This is a genomic window from Cellulosimicrobium sp. So1_17 (genome assembly GCF_055181235.1).
Map to the genome: position 1 here is coordinate 478,169 of NZ_CM143702.1, position 23,923 is coordinate 502,091.

Here is a 23,923-nt window from a genome sequence, read left to right on the forward strand (position 1 = left end):
CCGCCCGCGCCGCGGGCACCCCACCGAACCGAAGGACACCCATGCGCTCCTCCCGATCCCGCTCGCTCGCCGTGGGCGCCCTCGCGCTCGCCACGACGTTCGCGCTCGCCGCGTGCGGCACGACCGAGGACCCGGCCACGGACGCGACCGAGGACGCCGCGGCCGGCGACTCGGCCGGCCCCGTCACCTACACCGACGAGCGGGGCGAGCACACGCTCGACGCCCCGGCCGCGGACGTCGTCTCGCTCGAGTGGGGCCTCACCGAGAACCTCGTCGCGCTGGGCGTCGACCCGGCGGGCCAGGCCGACGTCGAGGGCTACAACACGTGGAACACCGTCGCGCCGATCGACGAGGGCACGCCCGACGTCGGCACGCGCGGCGAGCCGAGCCTCGACGCGATCTCCGCGCTCGAGCCCGACCTCGTGGTCACGACGACAGACATTCCCGAGAACGTCATCGCCCAGATCGAGGAGATCGCGCCGGTCCTGGCGCTGCGCGGCTCCGACGGCGAGGACCCCCTCGGCTACATGCGCTCCACGGTCGAGACGCTCGCGCAGGTCACGGGCACCGAGGACGAGGCGGCGACCGTGCTCGAGGAGTTCGACGCGACGGTCGAGGCCGGCACGACGGCGATCGAGGAGGCCGGGCTCGCGGGCGGCGAGTTCGCCATGGCGGACGGCTGGATCACCAACGACACGGTGGCGATCCGCATGTACACGCCCGGGTCGTACTTCGGCGCGCTCGGCGAGGAGGTCGGCCTGGTCAACGCGTGGACCGAGGGCGGCGACCCGGACTACGGGCTCGCGCAGACCGACGTCGAGGGCCTCACGCAGCTCGGTGACGTGCAGTTCGTCTACTCCGCGAACGACGCCGACGGCGGCGACCCGTTCGTCGACGGCCTCGCGGGCAACGCGGTGTGGGAGCAGCTCCCGTTCGTCACCGCCGGCGACGTGCACCGCCTCCCGGACGGCATCTGGATGTTCGGCGGCCCGCTCTCCGGCGCGGCCTACGTCGACGCCCTCGTCGCCGCCGTGACGGCCTGACCACCCCTTCGGGCGACGAGAGGCACGACGCACCGCGATGACGACGCGTGACCGCACGACGGCGGAGCCGGACGCCCTCCTGCTGGAGGAGCCGGCTCCGGCCGTCGTGACCGAGGAGCCGGGGCCGGGCACGCCGGTCCCGGCCGAGCGCCCCGTGCGGTCGTCCCGGCTCGGGATCGTCACCGCCTTCGGCCTCGCCCTCCTGCTCGCGGCCGTCCTCGCCGCGGTGCACCTCTCGCAGGGCACCGCGGCGGTCGGCCCGCTCGACCTGCTGCGCCTCCTCACCGGCGACGGCGCGGACCAGACGGTCGCCGTGCTCGTCGCGTCCCGCGTGCCGCGGCTGCTCGCGGGGCTGCTCCTCGGGGTCGCGCTCGGCGTCGCGGGCGCGGTGCTGCAGTCGGTCGCGCGCAACCCGCTCGCGTCCCCGGACACGCTCGCCGTCAACGCCGGCGCCTACCTCACGGTGGTCGCCGTCGCGGCGTTCGGCCTGAGCGTGCCGTTCTACCTCCAGGGCGGTCTCGCGTTCCTCGGTGGGCTCGCCGCGGCGTGCCTCGTCCTCGTCCTGTCCCGCGGCGGGGCCGACGGGCCGACGCGCCTCGTCCTCGCCGGGTCGGCGATCATGCTCGCCCTGCACGCCCTGACGACGGTCCTCCTCGTGCTCTTCGAGCAGGAGACCCTCGGGCTGTTCGCGTGGGGGAGCGGCTCGATCGTCCAGTCGGGCACGCGCACGGTGACCCTCGCGACGCCGGTCGTCGTCGTGGGCGTGCTCGGCGCCCTCCTGCTCGCACGCCGGCTGGACCTGCTCGGGCTCGGCGACGACGCCGCGACGGTGCTGGGCGTCGACGTGCGGCGCACGCGCGTCGTGGCGGTCCTCGTCGCGGTGCTGCTCGCCGCGATCGCGGTGACCGTCGCCGGACCGGTCGGGTTCGTCGGCCTCGCGGCACCCGTCATCGCGCGGCTCGTCGCACGGCGCGTCCCGGGTCTCGGGCGGCACGCCCTGCTCCTGCCCTTCGCGGCGGTCGTCGGCGTCGTCGTCATCCTCGGGGCCGACGTGCTGCTCCGCGTGCTCCTGCCCGGCACGACGTCCATCGCGGTCCCCACGGGCGTCGTCACGACGGTCCTCGGTGCCGGCCTGCTCATCTGGCTCGCGCGCCGGCTGCGTGACGCCGGACCGGGCGCGCAGTCGACCCACGGCGCGCTCGGTCGCCCGCGCACGCGCACGACCGTCCTCGTCGTCGTCGGCCTGCTCGGCCTGCTCGTCGTCGCGGCGACCGTCGCCGGCCTCCTGCTCGGCGACCGGGTCGTGCTCCTCGGCGACGTCGCGAACTGGTGGGACGGCGTGGCCGGCAGACAGGTCGACTTCGTCCTCGACCAGCGCCTCCCGCGCGTGCTCGCGGCCCTGCTCGCCGGTGCCGCGCTCGCGCTCGCCGGCACGATCGTCCAGGCCGTGTGCCGCAACCCGCTCGCCGAGCCGGGCCTGCTCGGCGTGACGTCGGGCGCGGGCCTCGGCGCCGTGACGATGATCCTGCTCGTCCCCGGCGTCGGGATCTGGCCGATGTCCGCCGCGGCGGCGGTGGGGGCCTTCGCGGTCTTCGGCCTCGTCTACGGGCTGTCGTACCGCGGTGGTCTCAGCTCGGACCGGCTCGTGCTCATCGGCATCGGGGCGCAGGCCGGCGTCATGGCGCTCATCACCCTGATCATCGTGGTCGTCGCGCCCTGGGACGTGAACCTCGCGCTCACGTGGCTGTCCGGCTCGACGTACGGTCGCACGCTGAGCCAGGTGATCCCCGTGGCGCTCGCGCTCCTCGTGGTCACGCCGCTGGCGGCCGTGCACCGTCGTGACCTCGACGTCCTCGCGCTCGACGAGGACACCCCGCGCGTGCTCGGCATCTCCCTCGACCGCACGCGCCTGCTGCTGCTCGGCGCGGCGGCGTTCCTCACCGCGGCCGCGGTGTGCGCGGTGGGTGTGATGGCGTTCGTGGGGCTCGTCGCCCCGCACGCGGCCCGGGCGCTCGTCGGGTCGCGGCACTCCCGCGTGGTGCCCGTCGCGATGCTGCTGGGTGCGCTGCTCGTGTCGGTCGCGGACACCCTCGGCCGGTTCGTCATCGCACCCGACCAGATCCCCGCCGGTCTCGGGACCGCGCTCCTCGGCGCGCCGTACTTCGTCTACCTCCTGTGGCGCAGCCGCGGCCGGAGCGCGTGACGCGGATCACCGCCGGTCCTGGCCGTTCCGGACGTGGACGGGTTGACCACGGTGGTGTCGCGTAGGTTAGCCTCACCTGTGTGAGTCAGACCGTCGAGATGCCCCGGACCGCCACCCGTCGGACCGCCGCCCGCGCCGCAGCGCGGCGCGCGAACCCGTGGCAGTTCTTCGACGTCGAGGTCGCGCGGATCGAGCAGCTCACGCCGAGCTTCCGCCGCTTCACGTTCACCGGACCGGAGCTCGAGCACTTCGCCGACCCGGGCCGCGACGTCCGCATCAAGTTCGTCCTGCCCCTCGCGGACGGCGGCTACGAGCACCTCGTGCGCTCCGACGACTGGTACGCGGCCTGGCGCGCCCAGCCCGAGGAGCGTCGGAACCCGTTCCGCACCTACACGACCGTCGCCGTGCGTCCCGAGGTGCGGGAGGTCGACGTCGACGTCGTGCTCCACGGGGACGCCGGTCCCGCGTCGCGCTGGGCGCTCGGGGCCGAGGTCGGCACGCCGCTCGTCCTGCTCGGGCCGGACGCGCGTTCCGACGGCCCCACGGGCGGCATCGAGTTCCACCCGCCGGCGCGCGCCCACGCGCTCCTGCTCGCGGGCGACGAGACCGCGCTGCCCGCGATCGCCGCGATCTGCGAGGACCTTCCCGGTGACGCGTGGGGCGAGGTCTTCGTCGAGGTGCCGCACGCCGACGACGCGCGCGAGCTCGTCGCCCCGGCCGGCGTGCGGGTGACGTTCCTCGCGCGCGACGAGGTCGACGGCCACGCCGAGGGTGCGGAGCACGGCGCGCTGCTCGTGCCCGCCGTCAAGGAGGCCGCCGAGCGGATCCTCGGCGCGGGGGTGCTGGGCACCGACCCGCCGGTGCAGTGCGTCACCGCCGACTCGCTCGAGGACGTCGACGTCGACGCGTCCATCCTGTGGGAGGTCCCGGCCCTGCTCGAGGACGAGACCGTCCTCTACGCGTGGCTCGCGGGCGAGGCGAGCGCCATCAAGACGCTGCGCCGTCACCTCGTCGCCGAGCTCGGCGTCGACCGCCGCGCCGTCGCGTTCATGGGCTACTGGCGCGAGGGCCGCGCCGAGAGCTGACGACGTCCTGACGTGCGAGGGCCCCGCCGGATCGTCCGGCGGGGCCCTCGGCGTCCGTGCGGACGGGTCAGCCCACCGGGACGGCGAGGTCGTCGACCACCTCGACGCCGGGCAGGCGTCCCAGCAGCGCGCCCGGCAGGAGCAGCTTCGAGCGGCGCACCCCGCTGCCGATCAGCGCGAGCTCGCCGTCGGTCACGACGCGCGCGTCGACGAGGACGCGCCATCCCTCGGGCAGCCCGACCGGTGTGATCCCGCCGTACTCCATGCCGGACCCGGCTGTCGCGCGGTCGGTCGGCAGGAACGACGCCTTGCGCACGTCGAGGAGCTTGCGGATGCGCGTGTTGACGTCGGCGCGCGTGTGCGCGCGCACCACGGCGGCGGCGACCCGCTCGTCGCCCGCGCGCGAGCCGCCCACGACGACGCAGTTCGCCGACGCCTCGACGGGCAGCGCGAACGTCTCGTTGAGGGTCGCGGTGTCCGCGAGGCCGGGGTCGATCTCGGTGACGGCCACCAGGGCGGCGACGTCGGGGTCGACGTCGGCCCAGCGGCGCAGCGCGTCCGCCGTCACGGGGGCGACGAGGTCGAGGTGGTCGAGCGCGGGTTCCCAGAGCAGGGAGCCGAGCGTGGGCAGGGCCGGTGCGTCCATGGGTCCTTCCGGTGGTTCGGCGACGGTACGTCGAGCGTGCCCGCCGACCGGTCCCGACCAGGACCGGGCGGTCAGCCCTGCGCCTGGTACGTCACGGTGAGGGTCGCGCGCCCGAGCGTGTGGAACAGCGCGTTGAACGCTACCGCGGTCGGCGTGGCGTCGGGGCCGAGGCCCGCGATGTCCGCGAGCGAGTCGACGTCGAGCGCGTGCACGGCGAACACGTAGCGGTGCGGGCGATCGCCCGCGGGCGGCGCGGCGCCCGTGTAGCCGGGCTCTCCGCCGTCGTTGCGGACCTGGAACGCGCCGCCGGGCAGCCCGGCGCCGTCCGGGGCCCCGGCACCGGTCTCGAGGGACGTCACGGTGGTGGGGACGTCGGCGACGGTCCAGTGCCAGAAGCCGGCGGGGGTCGGGGCGTCCGGGTCGAAGCACGACACGACGAACGAGCGGGTGCCCTCCGGGGCGCCGGACCACGCGAGGGCAGGGGAGCGGTCGCCGTCCGCGGCGACGTGCGCGGCCGGCATGGGCTCGCCCTCGGTGAGGTCCGTGCTCGTGAGCGCGAAGGACGGGACCGCGGGCAGGCGGTCGTAGGGGTCGGGTGCGGTGGGGCGCGAGTCGAGGTCCACAGTGGTCATGGCCACATCGTGCCGAACCGGGCGCCCGCAGGCATCTCACGGCACCCGGTGCGGGGTAAGGCTCAGGGAGAGGTCGAGGGTTCGCCGACGGCGGGGGCGACGTTCGACCGATGGTCGAGGGTTTCGCAGGAGCATTCGGACGAAGCCGACGACCTGCCCGTCCGGAGTTGACACGGTCGCCAGCGCGGTCGAACACTGGAGGTGTTCGAACGTCTGTTCGAAAGCGCCCCTCCCTCATCGCGGCGGGCGCACGGCACGAGCAGGACCTGGAGGCGAGATGACCGTTCTCGCCGACCCGGGCGAGCAGCCGACGGCGCAGGCCGCAGGCACGACCGACCGGGCCGATCGCGCCGCCCTGGCCCGTGCCGCCCTGCGCCGGGCGGAGGAGCGGGCCGGAGTCCGCCACCACGACCGCCGCCACCCGCTCGTGACGCCGCTCGCTCCGGTCGCGCGCGCCGACCTCGCTCCCGTCGCGAGCCCTGAGCCGGCGCCCGTCGTCCGCCCTGTCGCACGTCCCGGCGGGCAGCCGGCGCCCGTCGCGCCGCGCGGGCCGTCGCGGACGACGACGACGACGCCCGACGAGCGGTCGTGGCCCGTGCACGACGCGCTCGCCCCCCTGCTCCCCACCGGGGCGCTCCGGCGCGGCACGGTGCTCGCCGTGCGCGGCTCGACGAGCCTGCTGCTCGCCCTCGTCGCGGGCGCGTCGGCGGCGGGGGCGTGGACGACGGCGGTCGGTCTGCCCGACGTCGGGCTGCTCGCCGCCGCGGACGCCGGTGTCGACCTCGGCCGGCTCGCGCTCGTGCCCCGCCCGGGGCCGGACGCCGCGGTCGCCCTCGCGGCGCTCGTCGACGGGATGGACGTCGTGGTCGTCGGCCCGGCGGCCGCCCTCACCGACGCCGACAGGCGCCGCGTCGTGGCGCGCGCGAGGGAGCGCGGCACGGTCCTGCTCGCCGCGACGACGTGGCCGGGGGCGCACGTCGCGCTCACCGTGACGGGCGGGGCCTGGTCGGGTGCCCACCACGGCGCGGGCTGGCTCCGCCGCCGCACGCTGCGCGTCGAGCGGGCGGGACGTGCGGGCGCGGCGCGGCCCGCCCGCCTCGAGGTCGAGCTGCCGCTCGGCCGCCGGGACTGGCCCGCGTACCTCGTCGAGCGCGACGGCACGACGGCAGGGCACCACGCGGACCCGCGGGTGGCCGACGGTACGCTCCCCGCCCCGGCGCAGCGCACGACGGACCGGCTGAGGCTCGTGGGATGACCGACCGCCCGACCCGTGGACCGCGCCCCGCCTCCGGGAAGGCAGGGCAGCCCGTGACCGACGTGGGCAGGCTGTCGACGCGCACCGCCGCCCTGTGGGTCCCGGACTGGCCCGTTCTCGCCGCGATGGCCGTCCGCGAGATCCCCTCGCACGTGCCCGCCGCGACGCACGACGGCCGCCGCGTCGTCGCCGTCTCGGCCACCGCGCGGGCCGCCGGGGTGCGCCGGGGGATGCGGCGCCGTCGGGCCCGCGAGTGCTGCCCCGAGCTCGAGCTGCTCGACGTCGACGACGCGCGCGACGCCCGCGAGTTCGAGCCCGTGGCGCTCGCGGCGGAGTCCGTCGTGGCCGGGCTCGAGATCACCCGGCCCGGCCTGCTGCTCCTGCCCGCCGCGGGCGCGAGCCGCTACCACGGCTCCGACGCCGCGCTCGCGGAGGCGCTCGTGGCGCGCGTCGTCGAGCGCACGGGCCACGAGGCCCAGGTGGGTGTCGCCGACGGCATCCTCGCGGCGGTGCTCGCCGCGCGCTCCTCCGTGGTGGTGCCGCGGGGCGAGGCCGCGGCGTTCCTCGCGTCGCGGCCCGCGTCCGACCTCGTCCACGTCGCCACCCGGCCCGACGTCGCGGTCGCGGTCGCCGAGCTCGTCCAGCTCCTCGACCGGCTCGGCGTCCGCACGCTCGGCGCGCTCGCCGCCCTGCCCGCCACGACCGTCGAGGGACGCTTCGGCGAGACCGGCGCGTGGGCGCACCGCCTCGCGCGCGGCGAGGACCTGCGCCCGCCCGCCCGGCGGCGCGTCGAGCCGGACGTCGCCGTCGCCGCCGAGCTCGACCCGCCCGCCGAGCGCGTCGACGTCGCGACGTTCGCCGCGCGCCGGCTCGCGGAGGACCTGCACGACCAGCTCGTCACCCGGTCCCTCGTCGCGGGGAGGCTGCGCATCACCGCGCGCACCACCGAGGGCGACGACCTCGAGCGCACGTGGCGCCTCGACGGCCCCACGGGCGTGCTGAGCCCTGCCCGCATCACGGACCGGGTGCGCTGGCAGCTCGAGGGCTGGCTCACCGCGTCCTCGCTGCGGGCCGCCGGGCGCAGGTCGGGCGGTACCGCCGACGTGCCCGACGGCGCGCCCCTCGCCCGTCTCGCCCTCACCGCCGAGGAGGTCGTCCCCGCGGGCGCCGAGCAACCGCGCCTGTGGGGCGCGTCGAGCGGCGAGGACCAGCGCGCGCACCGCGCGCTCGGCCGCGTCCAGGGCCTGCTCGGCGGCGACGCCGTGCTGCGCGCGCGCGTCCAGGGCGGCCGCGACGCGACCGACCGCGTCCACCTCGCCCCGTTCGGCGAGGACGTCGCGCTCCCGCGGGACCCCGCCCGCCCCTGGCCCGGCGCGCTGCCCAGCCCGGCGCCCGCCGTCGTGCCCACCGCTCCTCAGGACGTCGTCGTGCTCGACGACGCCGCGCGTCCCGTCGTGATCGACGCGCGCCTCGCGATGAGCGGCGAGCCGGCGACCGTGCGGTGCCCCGCGGACGAGGCGACCGGGACGGGCCGCCGGGCGCCGGAGGGGGTGGGCGAGGAGAACGCGGGCGAGGAGAGCGCCGTCGTGGACTGGGCCGGGCCCTGGCCCGTGGCCGAGCGGTGGTGGACGCCCTCGCCGCGCCGGCGTGTCCACCTCCAGGTGCTGCTCGACGACGGTCGTGGGCTGCTCCTCGCGAGCACGCGCGGTCGCTGGACCGTCGAGGGGGTGTACGACTGATGGCCTCCCGCACCCCCCGGTACGCCGAGCTGCACGCCCACTCCGCGTTCAGCTTCCTCGACGGCGCGTCCCACCCCGAGGAGCTCGCCGCCGAGGGCGCGCGCCTCGGGCTGTCCGCGCTCGCGATCACCGACCACGACGGTCTCTACGGCGTCGTCCGGTTCTCCCAGGCCGCCGCGAAGGTGTCGCTGCCCACCGTCTTCGGTGCGGAGCTGCACCTGCCGGTCCCCGCCGGCCCTGGCGCGGCGGACCCGGCCGGACGCGGGGCCGTGCGGGGACGGCGCGCGCCGTCGGGCGCACCCGTGCTCGACCCGCCCACCGGCGTCCCCGACCCGCGCGCCACCCACCTGCTCGCCCTCGCGCGCGGCCCCCAGGGCTACCGGAACCTCTCGCGCGCGATCGCCACCGCGCACCTCGCGACCGGGACCAAGGGCGCCGCCGACTACCGGCTCGAGGAGCTCGGGCACGAGGCCGACGGGCAGTGGCTCGTCCTCACCGGGTGCCGCAAGGGCGCCGTCCGACGGGCGCTCGTCACCGAGGGGCGCACCGCCGCGCGCCGCGAGCTCGACCGGCTCGTCGCCGTCTTCGGCGCCGGGAACGTCGCCGTCGAGATCACCGCGACCGACGACCCGCGCACCGCCGACCTGCACGACGCGCTCGCCGACCTCGCCGCCGACGCACGGCTCCCGCTCGTCGCGACGACCGCCGCGCACTACGCCCGGCCCCGCGACGCCGACCTCGCGGGGGCGCTCGCGGCAGTACGCGCCCGGTCGTCGCTCGACGACATGGACGGGTGGCTGCCCGGTGCCCCCACCGCGCACCTGCGCTCCGCGGCCGAGATGCTGACGCGCCACCGCCGGTACCCGGAGGCGGTCACGACCGCCGCGGCGCTCGGCGACGAGTGCGCGTTCGACCTGAGCCTCGTCGCGCCGCGGCTCCCGCCCTACCCCGTGCCCGACGGGCACACCGAGGCCACGTGGCTGCGCGAGCTCGTGCGCCGCGGGGCCGAGGAGCGGTACGGACCCCGTCCACGACCGGGCGAGAGCGAGCGCGTGCCCGGCGCGTGGCGGCAGATCGACCACGAGCTGACGGTCATCGAGGACCTCGAGTTCCCCGGGTACTTCCTCGTCGTCTACGACCTCGTCGAGTTCTGCCGGGTCCACGGCATCCTCGCGCAGGGGCGCGGGTCGGCCGCGAACTCCGCCGTCTGCTACGCGCTCGGCATCACCGCCGTCGACGCCGTGCGCCACGGCCTGCTGTTCGAGCGCTTCCTCGCGCCCGAGCGCGACGGCCCGCCCGACATCGACGTCGACATCGAGTCCGAGCGGCGCGAGGAGGTCATCCAGCACGTCTACGGGAAGTTCGGACGCACGCACGCCGCGCAGGTCGCGAACGTCATCTCCTACCGTCCCAAGTCCGCCGTGCGCGACGCCGCGCGGGCGCTCGGGTACGACGTCGGGCAGGCCGACGCCTGGAGCAAGTCCATCGAGCGCTGGGGTTCCCTGCGCGGACCGGACCCGTCGTCGCCGGCGGCGGACCGAGCGGCCAAGGAGCGGGACATCGCGACGAAGACCGCCGAGAAGGACGCGCGCGTCGCGGCGCTCTGGGGGCCGTCCGGCGGAGCGTCGTGGTCGGGTCCGGCGGAGGGGGGCGGGGACCGCGCTCGGGCCTACCATCCGGACCCTCGTTCCTCGGGTCCTCCCGCCAGGCCCGACCACGGCCCTCGGCGGTCCCCGCCCCCCTCCGCCTCGTCGATCAGCTCACCTCCGGCCGCGCGCGCCACCCCCACCTCCCCGCGCACCGGCACCTCCCGGGACGGCGCCTCGCGCGACGACGGGGCCACCTCGGCGTCGGGCGTCGCCACCGTGGCCACGCCCGGTGGCCGCGGTGAGCGGCCGCACGTCGGGCACCGGGGCGACTGGTCGCCCGACCTGACGGGTCGGGCGGTGCGGCCACGCGTCGTCGACCCGCTCGCCGAGGACCAGGGCGACGGGCACGGCAGAGGGCGGGGGGTGGGGACCGCCGAGGACCAGGGTGACGGACGTGCCGAGGGAGGGAGGGGAGACGGCGCCGGGTCGTGGTGGGTCTGGCAGGCCGGAGCGAGGGACGAGCGGAGGCGGGTAGACCCGGCGCCGTCTCCCCGGACTCCCGTGGGCGACCACAGCCGCGTGGGCGACCACAGCCGCGTGGGCGACCCCAGGATCGAGGGCGCGCTGCGCGCGGACGACACGCACGACGTCGTGCCCGAGCAGCGGCCGCCGTCCGCCGCGGAGGACGGCGAGATCCCCGACGAGGTGCTGGACCTCGCGGACCGGATGCTGCGCCTGCCGCGGCACCTCGGGATCCACTCGGGCGGCATGGTCATGTGCGACCGTCCGGTCATCGAGGTGTGCCCCGTCGAGTGGGCGCGCATGGAGGGGCGCACGGTCCTGCAGTGGGACAAGGAGGACTGCGCCGACGCGGGGCTCGTGAAGTTCGACCTGCTGGGGCTCGGGATGCTCACGGCGCTGCGCATCGGGTTCGGCCTGGTCGAGCAGCACGAGGGGTCGCACCTGGAGCTGCACACGCTGCCGGAGGACGACCCGGCGGTGTACGACCTGCTGTGCGCGGCGGACACCGTGGGGGTGTTCCAGGTGGAGTCGCGCGCGCAGATGGCGACGCTGCCGCGCCTGCGTCCCCGGCGGTTCTACGACATCGTCATCGAGGTCGCGCTCATCCGGCCGGGACCGATCCAGGGCGGCTCCGTGCACCCGTACATCAACCGCGCGCGGGGACGGGAGCCGGTGACGTTTCTCCACCCGCTGCTGGAGAACTCGCTCGGCAAGACGCTCGGGGTCCCGCTGTTCCAGGAGCAGCTCATGCAGATGGCGATCGACGTCGCGGGCTTCTCGCCCGCGGAGTCGGACCAGCTGCGGCGGGCGATGGGGTCGAAGCGCTCGGTCGAGCGCATGGAGGCGCTGCACGGCCGGCTCCTCGAGGGCATGGCGAGGAACGGCGTCCCGCCGGACGTGGGCGAGCAGATCTACGACAAGCTCAAGGCGTTCGCCGACTTCGGGTTCCCGGAGTCGCACGCGTACTCGTTCGCGTTCCTCGTCTACGCGAGCTCGTGGCTCAAGGTGCACCATCCCGCGGCGTTCTACGCGGGGCTGCTCGCGGCGCAGCCCATGGGGTTCTACTCGCCGCAGTCGCTCGTGGCCGACGCGCGGCGGCACGGCGTGACGGTGCTGCGCCCGGACGTCAACGCGTCGGGCGTCGAGGCGACGGTCGAGCGACTCCCGGCGCCCGCGGCGGGGGGTGGCGCGGACCGTGCCCCGGCGAGCAGCGAGGTGACGATCGACCCGGCGTTCGGGCCCGAGCCGGACCTCGGGCTCGCGGTGCGGCTCGGGCTCGCGAGCGTGCGCGGGCTCGGCAAGCAGGCCGCCGAGCGGATCGTCACTGCCCGGGACGGGGACGGGGAGGGTGCTGAGACACTTCCGGCCGGCCGGGCGTCGTCGTGGGTCGACGACGGGCCTCGCCCGTTCGCCGACCTGCGCGACCTCGTGCGGCGCGTCGACCTCACGACCGCCCAGCTCGAAGGGCTGGCGACCGCGGGCGCGACGGAGTCGCTCGGGACGTCACGGCGCGAGGCGCTGTGGGCCGCGGGCGCCCTGTCGCAGGAAGGGCCGGGCACGCTGCCGGGCGTGAGCGTCGGCGTCGAGGCGCCGCCGCTGCCCGGCATGACCGACGTCGAGGCCGCCGTCGCCGACGTGTGGGCTACCGGCGTGTCGACCGACTCCTACCCGACGCAGTACGTGCGCGACGGTCTTGCCGCCGCCGGGGTGCTCACCGTCGCGGGCGCGGTGCGCGCGGCCGAGGAGATCGAGCACGCCGACGAGGCCGAACGCGCGGCGGGGGAACCGCCCGGTACCCGTCCGCGACCGGGGTCGCGCGTCGCCGTCGGAGGCGTCGTGACCCACCGACAGCGCCCCGGCACGGCGAGGGGAGTGACGTTCCTGTCCCTCGAGGACGAGACGGGCATCCTCAACGTCGTCTGCTCGGCCGGGCTCTGGCGCCGGTTCCGCAAGGTCGCGCGGGCCTCTGCGGCGATGGTCGTGCGGGGCCGGCTCGAGCGGGCCGACGGCGCGACGAACCTCGTCGCGGAGCACCTCGCCCCGCTCTCGCTCCAGGTGGCGACCACGTCCCGCGACTTCCGCTGAGCCCGGGGACGTCCGGTATCACGCCTTCCGAGCGGCTGCTCCCTCCACGTAGGAGGACCACGGGAAGGACCGGGCCATGTCGACGGAGACAGGACAGGGCGGACGACGCCGGTCCCCGCGTCGCGTCACCGCTGTGCTGCTGACGGCCGGGGTCGTGTGCGCGGTCGCGGCGTGCAGCTGGGACGGCGAGCAGCCCGCACCGGACGCCGGGACGGCGACCGACGGCGCAGCGCCCCCGGCGCAGGGCGGAGCCTCCGGCGGCTCGCCCGTCAGGATGGGGACCGCCGCGCAGCAGATCGGCATCGACTTCGCCGAGGTGCGTGCGACGTTCCTCGACGAGATGACGGCGAGCTGTGGCGGGGAGCTGTGCGTGACCGTCGTCTCGGACCCCTCCGACGCCGGGCCCGGCTGCCTCTACGACGGCTCCGACCCGGCGTGGCGCGAGGACCTCACGGTCGAGCGGTGGTCGACCGTCGTCCTCCTGGCCGACTGCAGCGCGACCACCACGGACCCCGGCAGCACGGAGCCCGGCAGCACGGAGCCCGGCGCCACGGACCCCGGTACGACGAGCACGACGACCGGCACCGGCGGCGACCCGAGCGGTACCGACGCCGGGGGCGGCGCGACGGGCGACGGGCCGTGACCGAGGGTCCTCCGGCACCCCGCGGTGCTGACCGCCCGGCCGACGCCCGGCCACCGGAGGACGCCGACCCGAGCACCGACGTGCCGCGCCTCGCGCGGATCGCCACGGAGGTCGTGGCCCCTGCGGGACTGCTCACCGCGCTGCTCTACTTCTTCGGCCGACAGCGCGCCATGTTCTTCTACCAGTACTTCGGTGTCGACGTCACGTCCCTCCAGCTCACGTCGACGGACTACATGGTGCTCGCCCAGGACGGCTTCCTCCTGCCCCTCGCGGTGGTGGCGGTCGTCGTCCTCGTCGCGCTCTGGGTGCGCGGCGGCTCGGTCCGCGCGGGCGAGCGGCGCCCGCACCCGCGCGTGCTCCTCGGCGTCGGCATTGTCGGAGCGGTCCTCGTCGGGTTCGGGCTCTTCCAGGCCGTCTGGCCGGGACGAGGGCTCGCCGACGGCGTCCCGTCCTGGGTCGCGCCGCTCTGCCTCGCGCTCGGTCTGCTGGTGCTGGTCGCCGTCGTCCGGAGGTGGCGCGACGAGCTCCGTCGTTCCCGCCCGGAGTGGCGTCCACCGTCCGTCGCCGCACGCCTCACCGAGTGGGCGGCGGTGTTCACCCTCGTGGCCGTCTCGCTCTTCTGGGCGGTCGCGAACTACTCGGCGGACATCGGGGAGAGCCGCGGCCGTCAGTTCGAGGCGGAGCTGGCCGGGTACCCCGGCGTCGTGGTGCGCAGCACGACGGACCTGCGGCTCGTGGCACCCGGCGTGGAACCGCTGGTCTGCGCTCCGGAGGGTGCCGCCTTCCGGTACCGGTACGACGGGCTCGTCCTCGTGCAGCAGGCGGGCGGGACCTACTTCCTCGTCCCCCGCGACTGGTCGCGCGCGGCCGGCGACTCCGCGGTGCTCGCCGTGCCGGTCACGGCCGGGGTGCGCCTGGACTACCTCCCGCCGGACCCGCAGGGCGGGGCGCCGCGGCAGGGGCCGGTCGCGCCCGACGGCGGCTGCTGAGAGCCGCGGCTCACGCGCCGTCGGGCGCCTCCGGGACGACGACGCACACCTCGAACCCGTCCCGGGCCCGGCGCAGCAGGTAGCGCACGGTGCGCGACTCCTTCTCGTTCGCGTTCTCGTCCCGGTAGCTCCAGCGCACGCGCGCCCACAGGAGCGCGTCGCCGACCTCCTCGACGTCGTCGAGGTACGGGGCGGCGGCCACCAGCCCGCGCTCGCGGTGACCGCGCGCGGCGTCCTGGGCGGCGTCCCGCACCGTGTCGGGGTCGGGGACGATCTCGGACGAGCCCGCCCGCACGGTGAGCGCGGGGAAGGCGTACGCCTCCGCGATCGCGTCGAGGTCGCCCGTGCTCACCGCCACCCCGAACGTGGTGAGGAACGCCTGGACGTCGTCGCTGTCGTAGGACTCCATGTCCTCGTTTCTACCCTGCGCGCGGCCGCACGGCGCGGGCGCGCGCGGGAGTCACCACGCCTGGGCGAGGAGGTCGGCGAACAGCTCGTCCGCGTCGGCGTCGAGACCACGGGAGCGGAACCAGGCGGTCATGGTCCGGCAGTCGCGCAGGAGGAGCTCGGTGCCGAACGGGTTCGCGACGAGGTCCACGACCTGCGGGAGGTCGATGAGGACCAGGCGGTCGTCGTCGGCGAGCACGTTGTAGGGGGACAGGTCGCCGTGCGCGTAGCCGAGGCGCGCCATGACGGCCATCGCGTCGCGCAGCTGGTCCCACCACGAGACGAGCACGTCGGCGTCCGGCCGCGTGCGGGCGAGCCGCGGCGCGGCCTCGTGCGCGTCGCCGTCGCTCGTCCCGACGAACTCCATGAGGATCTCGTTCCCGTCGATCTGCACCGGGTAGGGGACAGGCACGCCGGCAGTCCACAGCTCGACCAGCGCCGCGAACTCGGCCGCAGCCCACTGGCCCGCCGCGACCTGGCGCCCGTAGGAGGACTTGCGGTCGAGTGCGCGTCGGTCTCGGGTGCGCCGCACGCTCCGGTCCTCGGTGTACAGGGTGTCGCGCCGGAAGGCCCGGTGGTCGAGGTCGCGGTAGCGCTTCGCGGCGAGCAGCGACCGCCGGGCCGGGTCGCCGGGGACGGCGCGCTCGACGAGGTAGACGTCCGCCTCCTTGCCGGTCTTGAGGACGCCGAGGTCCGTGTCGACGGCGGCGTCGGCCGTCACGAGCCACGGCGGGTACGGCTCGGGGCCGCGCTGGCCCTTCTCCACGGCGTGCCACGTCGACCATCGCTGATCGGGGTCGAGCGCGGCGTCCAGCACGCCAAGGGACTCGCCGGCATCGTCAGGGCGGTCCGTGCGGCGCAGGCGCCGCGGCGGGGGAGTGCGCGGGTCGCGCGCGAACGTCGGGGGCAGGTACGGGTACGGGTCGGACAGGTCGTGCTCGGGCACGGTGGCTCCTTCGGGCGAGGAGCGCTCGGTGCCGGCCCGGCGCCGGTACGGCGCGGGCGGACGGCGGCCGGCTCAGCGGCGCGCGGCGCTCCCGGGGGTGGTGGACACGCGGGACTGGCTCGTCCAGCTCATGGCGTACCTCCGTCCTCCGGTGCCCGACGACGCGGGCGGCTGGTCAGACCGTGCCATCGCCGGGTGGGGTGCGGCAACGTCTTTTCCCGCCGTCGACGTGTCGTTCACCTGCCGCCGCCTGCCGCCGCCTGCCGTCAGAAGGCGACGGCCACCGCGCTGCCGATCACCGTGACGAGCCGCTCCCACGTCCCGAGCGTGTCGAAGCCCATCTGGTCGAGCGCCGACCACGTGAACCCGACCACGGCGTAGAGCCCGACCGCCGTCGCGAGCAGCCATTCGCGCACGGAGCCCGTGTCGCCGAGGAGCGGGACGGCGAAGCTGCCCCCGGGCCGCCAGACGTCGTCCACGAGGAGCGAGCGCCGCACCCAGCGCGGCGAGCGCAGCTTCACGGGCCACAGCAGCGGGGCGCCGTTCGTCGTGAGCACGTCGCCGAGGATGTGCACGGTCACGCCGAGGCCGACGGCGACGGGGAGCCAGTTCCACTCCTCGGGGGAGAAGAGGGCGACGAGCGCGGCGACGGTGAGCGACGTGAGCCACGGCGCGAGCTTGCCGCGGCGCGTGAGCTTGAGGGCCTTGAGGGCCAGAGCGACGAGCAGGACGGCGAGGACGCCACCACCGACGTACACGGTGCCGAACGACTCGGTCTCGACCGTCAGGAGCCCTGCAGCCCAGGCGAGCGCCGTGAACACCGCGATGCCGAGGAACGAGTGCGTGCCCTGCCGATGCCCTCCGGAGACGGCCTCGACGGCGTCGGAGACCCACTCGCTGACGGGCGGCAGGGAGTGGGCGAAGGTGCCGTTGTGGTGGTCCGCGTCCGGCAGGAGCGCGGCTCCGGCGCACACCACCGCGCCGGTCATGACCCCCACCGACGACACCGGGTGCAGGCCGAGGGCGAACGGGGCCGTCGACGTCACGGCGATCCAGGCTGCGGCTCCCGTGGCGGCATGGTTGGCACCCATCATGGTGAGGCGGTCTCCTCGTGGTCGGTCCCGCCCCGTCCGTCGGCGTCGGGAGGTCTGTCCGGAACGTCCGAACCCTACCGGCGGTCCCTGACACCGGCGCTGCCTGATCCGAGAGCGCGAGAAAAGTGTGCCAAGCACGGATCGGCGACGCTGCTGGCACACGGCGAGACCTCGCCGAGCACCTGGGCCACGCCCGCCGTAGCCTCGACCGGTGCGCCCTCGAACCCTCTCCGCCGTCGGCCTCGCCACCCTCCTCGGGTCGTCGGGCGTGCTGCACCTCGTCCGACCGCAGGTCTTCGAGCCGCTGATCCCGGAGGGTCTCGGCTCCCCGAGGGCGTGGGTCGTGGGGAGCGGTGCGGCCGAGCTCGCGTGCGCCGTCGCGCTCGCGCTGCCGTCGACGCGCCGGCTCGGGGGAGCGGCGAGCGCCGCCCTCCTCGTGGGGGTGTTCCCGGGCAACGTGAAGATGGCGCTCGACTCGCGCCGCGGCGCGCGCGCGTGGGCTCGGCGACCGGCCGTGGCGTGGGGTCGGCTCCCGCTCCAGGTCCCGCTCGTCGCCTGGGCGGTCTCCGTCGCGCGGGACCAGGGTCCCGGCCCTGTCGGGTAGACGGCGGCCCTCGCCGCGAGGCGTGGGCCGCGCGCCGGACGGGACCGGCTGGACGGTCCGTCAGGCGCCGGGCTTGAGCAGCACCTTGGTCCAGCCGTCCTCGCGCGCGTCGAAGCGCGCGTAGCCGTCCGCCGCCTCGTCGAGTCCCAGCTCGTGCGACACGATGAACGACGGCCGTGCCCGGCCCGCCACGACGAGGTCGCGCAGCTGGCGGTTGTACCGCATGACCGGCGCCTGGCCGGTGCCCATGTGCTGGCCCTTGGTGAAGAACGTGCCGTAGTCCCACCCGATGCGGCCCTGCTTCGCGCCCTCGTCCTGCGCGCCCGGGTCCTGGGGCACGTAGACGCCCACGACGCCGATGCCCCCGGTCGCGCGCACGACCTGCACGAGGTTGTCGAGCACGAGCTCGGGGTGCTCCTCACCGGACGGGTCGTGGGCCTGGTAGCCCACGGCCTCGACGCCGCTGTCGACGCCGCGCCCGAGCGTGGCGTCCATGATCTGCTCGACGGGGTCGCCGCGGGAGAAGTCGACGCCCTGGGCGCCGATCGACTCGGCGAGCCGCAGGCGGTCGGGCTCCTTGTCGACGACGAACACGCGCGCGGCCCCGCGGATCAGCGCGCTGTGCGCGGCCATGAGCCCGACCGGGCCTCCGCCGAAGACCGCGACGTCGTCGCCGGGCGACACCCCCGCGAGCTCGGTGCCGTGCCACCCCGTCGGGAAGATGTCGGAGAGCATCGTGAAGTCGTTCTCGTGGTCCGTGCCCTCGGGGAGCTCGAGCAGGTTGAAGTCGGCGTACGGCACGCGCAGCACCTCGGCCTGGCCGCCGTCGTAGGGGCCCATGTTGGCGTAGCCGTAGGCGGCGCCGTCCATGCCCTCCGTGGGGTTGGTGCGGAGGCAGAACGAGGTCCAGCCGGCGATGCAGTTGCGGCACGTGCCGCACGCGATGTTGAACGGGACCGAGACGCGGTCGCCCACCCGGACCCGGTCGACGGCGTCGCCCACCTCCTCGACGATCCCCATGTTCTCGTGGCCCAGGACCTTGCCCTCCTCGACGGCGGTCCGGCCCTCGTACATGTGCAGGTCGGAACCGCAGATGTTGGTGGTCGTGATCCGGACGAGGGCGTCCGTCGGCTTCTCGATCCTGGCGTCGGGGACCTCGGTGACCTCGACCTGCTTCGGCCCGCGGTAGACGACTGCGCGCATGGCGACCTCCTGGCTGTCAGGCGTGCGGACCCGTGTGCTCGAGCCCGGCACCGCCATCGTGTGCAGGCGAGAGGGTGCTCGCACGTGGGGCGGCGCCGACCGGCACGCTGACGCGAGCGCGGGTACGCGAATTGCGCTCCCGACATCTTTCCGACCACCTTCCACAAATGGGTTGTGCTGTCCCGGTCAATGCCGTACGGTATTCCTCGGTCCACCCGGAGCCGTGCCTTCGGGTGCGGAGATCGACGAGAGAGGAGCAGCACCGTGCGAGCATTCCACCGGTACGACTCGCGTCGTCCCGTGCTGCGGGACGAGCGCGAGCTCGGCCTGTCGAGCGCGCCGCGAAAGCGCTGTTCCACGGATGTTCTCGAGCCCTCCGGCGGCTCCGTCGTCTGACCCTCGCGTCGACACGACGGGCCGCTCCGGAGAATCTCCCGGGGTGGCCTTTTTCATGCGCCGACCATCGGTCGGTGCTGCATTCCCGCGACCATTCATCGTCATTCTTGCCGGCGCCGTGCGTGCATCGTCCGCGCGGCCGTGGTGAATGCATGACGGTGGGCGGTGCGCTTCTTCGTGGTCCTTTCGTCACGACGTCTGCCCGACGTAAAGGGCACCAGCGCACGTAGCTCAGCGGAAGAGCGCCGGCCCCTCGCGGGTCGGGCGTCGAGGGTTCGATCCCCTCCGCGCGCACCCCGTCCCGCCACCCGGCGGGCACCATGGGAAGAAGACCCGAGGAGGTCGTCACCGTGAGCACCGAGGCCCACGCGTTCCCCGTCCCGCTGTCCGGCGCGAAGGCGCCCACCCTGATGTGGGCGCACGAGCACGAGGTCGAGAGCGCCGCGCTCCAGCAGCTGCGCAACATCGCCGCGCTGCCCTGGGTCGAGGGCGTGCGCGTCATGCCCGACGTCCACCTCGGGAAGGGTGCGACCGTCGGCTCCGTCATCGCGATGCGCGATGCGGTCTCGCCCAACGCGGTCGGCGTCGACATCGGCTGCGGCATGATCGGCGTGCGCACCTCGCTCACCGTGGAGGACCTGCCGGACGACCTGCGCGCGGTCCGCTCGCGCATCGAGGCGGCCGTCCCCGTCGGGTTCGACGCGCACGACCAGCCGATCGACCCCCGACGGTTGCGGTCCATCTCCGGGAGCGGTCCCGCCGAGGTCGCGCGCGGCGCCGAGGCGTTCTGGTCGCGGTTCGGCCGCCTCCACGGCAGGGTCTCCGACCTGGAGACCCGGGCCCGTCGTCAGCTCGGAACGCTTGGCTCAGGCAACCACTTTGCCGAGCTGTGCTCGGACACCGAGGGGCGTGTCTGGCTCCAGCTCCACTCGGGCTCCCGCAACATCGGCAAGACGCTCGCCGAGCAGCACGTGGCGATCGCCAAGCGGCTCGAGCACAACCAGGGACTGGTCGACCGCGAGCTCGCGGTCTTCCTCGGCGGCACGCCCGAGATGGACGCGTACCTCGCCGACCTCTGGTGGGCCCAGGAGTACGCGGCGCGGTCTCGCGCGGTGATGATGACGCTCGTCGTCGACGCGGTCCGTGCCTCGTTCCCCGACCGGGACGTGACGTTCGAGGAAGCGGTCAACGTCCACCACAACTACGTCGCGGTCGAGCACGTCGACGGCCAGGAGCTCGTCGTCACCCGCAAGGGCGCCATCCGTGCAGGCGCGGGTGACCTCGGGCTCATCCCGGGGTCGATGGGCACCGGCTCGTACATCGTGCGCGGCCTCGGGAACCCGGAGTCGTACTGGTCGGCGTCGCACGGCGCCGGTCGCCGGATGTCGCGGACGAAGGCGAAGAAGACCTTCACGCTCGACGACCTCGCGGTGCAGACAGCGGGCGTGGAGTGCCGCAAGGACTCCGGGGTGCTCGACGAGATCCCCGGCGCGTACAAGGACCTCGACGCGGTCATCGCGGCGCAGTCCGACCTCGTCGAGGTCGTCGCGCGACTCACGACGCTGCTCTGCGTCAAGGGCTGACTCGGGGGTCACCACGCGGACGCCGTCGGCATCGGGACCTCCCGGCGCCGACGGCGTCCGTCGTGCCGTCGCCGCTGTGCTTCTCGCTCCTCGCCACCTCGGCCGTACCGGGTCGTGGCCTCAGGACGACACGTCCGCCGTCGTGAAGCGGCTCCAGGCGAGCGCGCCGAAGACCGCCGCCCACGCCGCCTGGACGGCGAGGCCCCCGCCGAGCACGCCGACGTCGATCTCCGCGCGCAGCAGCTCGCCGACGTCCAGCCAGTGATGGGTGAGGAGCGCGCCGTGCACGGCGGACAGCTGCGGGAGGGCGTCGAGGACGCCGGACACGATCGCGACGACGACGGTCGCGGCCATCGCCGCGACCGGGACCTCGGTCAGCGTCGAGAAGAACAGCCCCACCGCGACCAGTCCGGTGAGCGACAGCCCGACGTACGCGACGATGCCCGCGGTGCGCGCCACGCCCTCGGCGGTGGAGACCGTGTCGCCCGACAGCAGCGTCACGTCGCCGACCCCGAAGTACGCCGCGCCGGTGACGAGCCCGGAGAGGGCGATCGCGACGACCGTGCACGCCGCGAAGACGAGCACGGCGAGCGCCTTCGCGGCGAGGAGCCTGGTGCGGGGCACGGGGACCAGCAGGAGGTAGCGCAGCGTGCCGGCCTGCGCCTCGCCGGCGACGGCGTCACCCGCGACGATGCCCACGACCAGCGGCAGCAGCAGGGGCAGGCACGCGACGAGCGCGGTGAGCACGAGGAACAGGCCGTTGCCGGTCACCCGGTCGAGGAACGGCGGTCCTCCGGCACCCACCGCGGTGTCCTGGGTCACGAACACCACGGTGCCGATCAGCACGGGCACGAGGGCGAGCCCGACGAGCAGGACGACGTTGCGACGCCGGCCCAGGACCAGGCGGATCTCGCTGCCCAGCAGCCTCGTGAAGGCGCCGCGGGTGCGGGTGGGCGGGGTCGCCGGCCCTGCGCCGGTCTCCAGCTCAGCGAGCGACATCGAAGCCCTCCCCGGTCAGCTCGACGAACAGGTTCTCCAGGCTCGGCCGGCGGACCTCGAGCCCGACGAGGTCGAGCCCGGCGCCGACCATCGCGGCCGAGATCTTCTCCGGCGCGACCATGCCCAGGCGTGCGGACAACGCGGTCCCCTCGGCCTGCACGTCGACCAGGCCGAGGTCGCCGAGGAGCCGTGACGCGCCCTCGACGCAGGCACGCGTGGTGGTGACGACGACCGTCGCCTCGCCGTCGGCGGCGAGCTCCTGGGGCGGTCCCTGCACGAGGAGCCGCCCGCGGCTCATGACGCCCACGTGCGTGCACACCTGCTCGACCTCTCCCAGGAGGTGCGACGACACGAGGACCGTCGTGCCGGCGTCGGCCAGATCGCGCAGGAGGTGCCGCACCTCGCGCGTGCCCTGCGGGTCCAAACCGTTCGTCGGCTCGTCGAGGACGAGCAGCTCGCGCGGTCGCAGCAGGGCCGCGGCCAGCCCGAGACGCTGCTTCATCCCGAGGGAGTACTGGCGGAACGGCTTGCGGGCCGCCGCCGTGAGCCCCACCCGGTCGAGTGCGGCACCGGCCCGGCGGTCCCGGGTCCGGGGGTCGGCGGTCGCGTCCACGGCGTCGAGCCGGTCGAGGTTCGCGCGCCCGGACAGGTAGGGGTGGAACCCGGGCCCCTCGACGAGCGCGCCGACCCGGGGCAGGACGCGCGGCCCCGCGGCGGGCATCGGCTCCCCGAGGAGCGTGGCCGTGCCCGAGGTCGGCGCGACCAGCCCCAGCACCATGCGCAACGTCGTCGTCTTCCCGGAGCCGTTCGGCCCGAGGAAGCCGTAGACGGCGCCGCGCGGCACCTCGAGGTCGACCCCGTCCACCGCGACCTGACCGGAGCGGAAGCGCTTGGTCAGGCCGCGGGTGCGCACGGCGGGGTGCTGCGTGCCGGCAGCGCTCGTCGTGCTCGTCGTGCTCGTCATGCGAGGTCGCGCAGCACCTCGGCGGGCACGGCCCCGACGAGGACGCGGCCGTCGTCGGTCACGAGCACGGAAAGCAGCGCCGAGGAGATCAGCCGGCCCTCGGGGACCTCCTCGGTCAGCTGCTCGTAGAGCGCTGCGGCGTCGATCTCCGGCAGGCCGGGGGCGGTCCCGTCCTCCCCGACGAGCTCGCCGTAGAGGTCCTCGGCACCGGCGGAGCCGAAGCTGCGCTCGACCCCGGGGAGCGCAGCCGCCGAGGCGGGGCCCCCGGCGAGCAGGCCGGCGACGTCGACGCCGTCCACCGACACGACCGTCTCCCAGCCCGTGCCGCTCACCGAGACGCCCTCGGGCGCCGCCGTGAGCGCCTCGGGCCCCGGCGTCGCGTGGTCGGCCGGGTCGGGCAGCGGGACCTCGACCTCGCTCGTGGACGCCCCGGCGGGCGCCGCGAAGTCGAAGACGGCCTCGTCCGGGGTCGTGAAGGACACGTCGGTGAAGCCGATCTCCAGCGCGGGTGTCTGCGTGTCCTGCGTGCTCCAGACCTGGACCCGCAGCGGTGTGGACGTCTCCGCGTCGACCGCGACGAGGACCCGCTCCACGAGGGTGCCGTCGGTGCGCGGCACGAGGCCGAGCTGGTAGGCGTCGCGTCCCGCGACCTGGGTGGCCGTGCCGACCGTCACGTCGGTCGAGAGCGCCGCGTAGGCGACCAGCGCGTCCGCCGCCTGCGCCGGGGTCGGCAGATCGCCTGCGACGTCGGGTGCGGTGCCCGTGCGGGCGGCCTCGTCGAGCTCTTCGTACGCCGCGAGGTCGTCCGGCGCGACCGTGTAGTGCACGACCTCGTCGTCGCGGCTCGAGTACGTCCAGGCCTCCGGACCGTCCCGCACCACGGAGAACTCGGACAGGTCGCCGAGCAGCGCGGCGCGCGAGCGACCCTCGCCGTCGGACCACAGCCGCACGGTCGAGCTGCCGCCCAGCAGGTCGAGCGGGCTCGCGCCCTGCAGCTCCTCGAGCGGCAGGTCGGGCAGCCCCAGCCGTGCGGTGTGGACCACCGTCCCGGACAGCGGGACCGGCTCCGCCTCCGCGACCTTCGCCAGCAGCTCGGCCGGGGTGAGCTCGGGGAGGTCGGAGTCGGCGGAGGCCACGAGCGCGGGTGCCGCGAACGCGCCGGCGACGACCGCGGCGACCACGACCGGTACCGCCCAACGTGCGCGGCGCGACGGTCCGCGGACGGACTCGGGCGGGGACGAGGAGACGGGTTCGGC

20 protein-coding genes and 1 tRNA gene are annotated in these 23,923 nt (G+C 75.4%); 12 read left to right on the forward strand and 9 right to left on the reverse strand.

The features are described 5' to 3' along the window. The first annotated feature begins 41 nt into the window (after window positions 1-41). From ACZCLJ_RS02125 to ACZCLJ_RS02135, 3 genes are all read left to right on the forward strand, one after another. Window positions 42-1,043 carry an ABC transporter substrate-binding protein gene (locus ACZCLJ_RS02125; RefSeq protein WP_463105299.1) on the forward strand — a complete coding sequence of 334 codons (1,002 nt, stop codon included), beginning with the start codon at window positions 42-44 and terminating at the stop codon, window positions 1,041-1,043. 37 nt (window positions 1,044-1,080) lie between these two features. Then, window positions 1,081-3,246, forward strand: coding sequence for an iron ABC transporter permease (locus tag ACZCLJ_RS02130; protein ID WP_463105300.1), 2,166 nt, complete (start codon window positions 1,081-1,083; stop codon window positions 3,244-3,246). An 80-nt stretch (window positions 3,247-3,326) separates the two neighbouring features. Next, entirely contained in the window at window positions 3,327-4,331 is a 1,005-nt protein-coding gene (locus ACZCLJ_RS02135; RefSeq protein ID WP_463105301.1) for a siderophore-interacting protein, read from the forward strand. Window positions 4,332-4,398: 67 nt separating this feature from the next. Here ACZCLJ_RS02135 and ACZCLJ_RS02140 read toward each other — a convergent pair whose 3' ends face one another. Then, a complete protein-coding gene (locus ACZCLJ_RS02140) occupies window positions 4,399-4,977 on the reverse strand; it encodes a YbaK/EbsC family protein (protein WP_463105302.1) in 579 nt (192 codons plus the stop codon). Window positions 4,978-5,048: 71 nt separating this feature from the next. Then, entirely contained in the window at window positions 5,049-5,609 is a 561-nt protein-coding gene (locus tag ACZCLJ_RS02145; RefSeq protein ID WP_463105303.1) for a YbhB/YbcL family Raf kinase inhibitor-like protein, read from the reverse strand. A 277-nt stretch (window positions 5,610-5,886) separates the two neighbouring features. Here ACZCLJ_RS02145 and ACZCLJ_RS02150 point away from each other — a divergent pair, with 277 nt between their 5' ends. The 5 genes from ACZCLJ_RS02150 (at window position 5,887) to ACZCLJ_RS02170 (ending at window position 14,431) form a co-directional block, all read left to right on the forward strand. Continuing rightward, complete coding sequence (locus ACZCLJ_RS02150; protein ID WP_463105304.1) at window positions 5,887-6,864, forward strand: hypothetical protein; 978 nt, start codon at window positions 5,887-5,889, stop codon at window positions 6,862-6,864. Then, a complete protein-coding gene (locus tag ACZCLJ_RS02155; protein WP_463105305.1) occupies window positions 6,861-8,603 on the forward strand; it encodes a DNA polymerase Y family protein in 1,743 nt (580 codons plus the stop codon). The genes ACZCLJ_RS02150 and ACZCLJ_RS02155 overlap by 4 nt, the downstream gene beginning before the upstream one ends. Further along, window positions 8,603-12,799 (forward strand): PHP domain-containing protein, encoded by a 4,197-nt coding sequence (locus tag ACZCLJ_RS02160; protein ID WP_463105306.1) that lies wholly within the window; start codon window positions 8,603-8,605, stop codon window positions 12,797-12,799. The genes ACZCLJ_RS02155 and ACZCLJ_RS02160 overlap by 1 nt, the downstream gene beginning before the upstream one ends. A gap of 76 nt (window positions 12,800-12,875) precedes the next feature. After that, a complete protein-coding gene (locus ACZCLJ_RS02165) occupies window positions 12,876-13,442 on the forward strand; it encodes a hypothetical protein (protein ID WP_463105307.1) in 567 nt (188 codons plus the stop codon). After that, window positions 13,439-14,431, forward strand: coding sequence for a hypothetical protein (locus tag ACZCLJ_RS02170; RefSeq protein ID WP_463105308.1), 993 nt, complete (start codon window positions 13,439-13,441; stop codon window positions 14,429-14,431). The genes ACZCLJ_RS02165 and ACZCLJ_RS02170 overlap by 4 nt, the downstream gene beginning before the upstream one ends. 10 nt (window positions 14,432-14,441) lie before the next feature. Here the strand turns inward: ACZCLJ_RS02170 and ACZCLJ_RS02175 are convergent, their stop codons facing one another. The 3 genes from ACZCLJ_RS02175 to ACZCLJ_RS02185 all read right to left on the reverse strand — a co-directional run bounded on the left by ACZCLJ_RS02175 (window position 14,442) and on the right by ACZCLJ_RS02185 (window position 16,918). Beyond that, entirely contained in the window at window positions 14,442-14,840 is a 399-nt protein-coding gene (locus tag ACZCLJ_RS02175) for a DUF6841 family protein (RefSeq protein ID WP_463105309.1), read from the reverse strand. A gap of 51 nt (window positions 14,841-14,891) precedes the next feature. Beyond that, window positions 14,892-15,824, reverse strand: a complete 933-nt coding sequence (locus ACZCLJ_RS02180; RefSeq protein ID WP_463105310.1) for a serine protein kinase RIO — start codon at window positions 15,822-15,824, stop codon at window positions 14,892-14,894. Between the two features lie 266 nt (window positions 15,825-16,090). Beyond that, complete coding sequence (locus ACZCLJ_RS02185; RefSeq protein ID WP_251151407.1) at window positions 16,091-16,918, reverse strand: metal-dependent hydrolase; 828 nt, start codon at window positions 16,916-16,918, stop codon at window positions 16,091-16,093. Between the two features lie 211 nt (window positions 16,919-17,129). On the opposite strand from ACZCLJ_RS02185, the gene ACZCLJ_RS02190 reads away from it, so the two are divergent. Beyond that, the gene (locus ACZCLJ_RS02190; protein ID WP_251151406.1) at window positions 17,130-17,522 is read left to right on the forward strand and encodes a DoxX family protein; all 393 of its coding nucleotides are present in this window, start codon (window positions 17,130-17,132) and stop codon (window positions 17,520-17,522) included. A gap of 60 nt (window positions 17,523-17,582) precedes the next feature. On the opposite strand, the gene ACZCLJ_RS02195 is transcribed toward ACZCLJ_RS02190, so the two are convergent. After that, the gene (locus tag ACZCLJ_RS02195; protein ID WP_463105311.1) at window positions 17,583-18,725 is read right to left on the reverse strand and encodes a glutathione-independent formaldehyde dehydrogenase; all 1,143 of its coding nucleotides are present in this window, start codon (window positions 18,723-18,725) and stop codon (window positions 17,583-17,585) included. Between the two features lie 264 nt (window positions 18,726-18,989). Between ACZCLJ_RS02195 and ACZCLJ_RS02200 the strand changes: the two genes are divergently transcribed. From ACZCLJ_RS02200 to ACZCLJ_RS02210, 3 genes are all read left to right on the forward strand, one after another. Next, window positions 18,990-19,121, forward strand: coding sequence for a hypothetical protein (locus tag ACZCLJ_RS02200; RefSeq protein ID WP_463105312.1), 132 nt, complete (start codon window positions 18,990-18,992; stop codon window positions 19,119-19,121). A gap of 220 nt (window positions 19,122-19,341) precedes the next feature. After that, window positions 19,342-19,415 (forward strand) — tRNA-Ala (locus ACZCLJ_RS02205). 26 nt (window positions 19,416-19,441) lie between these two features. Further along, window positions 19,442-20,704, forward strand: a complete 1,263-nt coding sequence (locus ACZCLJ_RS02210; RefSeq protein ID WP_463105313.1) for an RtcB family protein — start codon at window positions 19,442-19,444, stop codon at window positions 20,702-20,704. Window positions 20,705-20,824: 120 nt separating this feature from the next. On the opposite strand, the gene ACZCLJ_RS02215 is transcribed toward ACZCLJ_RS02210, so the two are convergent. The 3 genes from ACZCLJ_RS02215 to ACZCLJ_RS02225 are packed head-to-tail and all read right to left on the reverse strand — an operon-like array spanning window position 20,825 to window position 23,848. Continuing rightward, a complete protein-coding gene (locus tag ACZCLJ_RS02215; protein ID WP_251151404.1) occupies window positions 20,825-21,703 on the reverse strand; it encodes an ABC transporter permease in 879 nt (292 codons plus the stop codon). Continuing rightward, entirely contained in the window at window positions 21,690-22,667 is a 978-nt protein-coding gene (locus ACZCLJ_RS02220; RefSeq protein ID WP_463105314.1) for an ABC transporter ATP-binding protein, read from the reverse strand. Before ACZCLJ_RS02220 ends, ACZCLJ_RS02215 begins: the two co-directional genes overlap by 14 nt. After that, on the reverse strand, window positions 22,664-23,848 hold the full coding sequence (locus ACZCLJ_RS02225; RefSeq protein WP_463105315.1) for a LolA family protein: 1,185 nt from the start codon (window positions 23,846-23,848) through the stop codon (window positions 22,664-22,666). The genes ACZCLJ_RS02220 and ACZCLJ_RS02225 overlap by 4 nt, the downstream gene beginning before the upstream one ends. Between the last annotated feature and the right edge of the window lie 75 nt (window positions 23,849-23,923).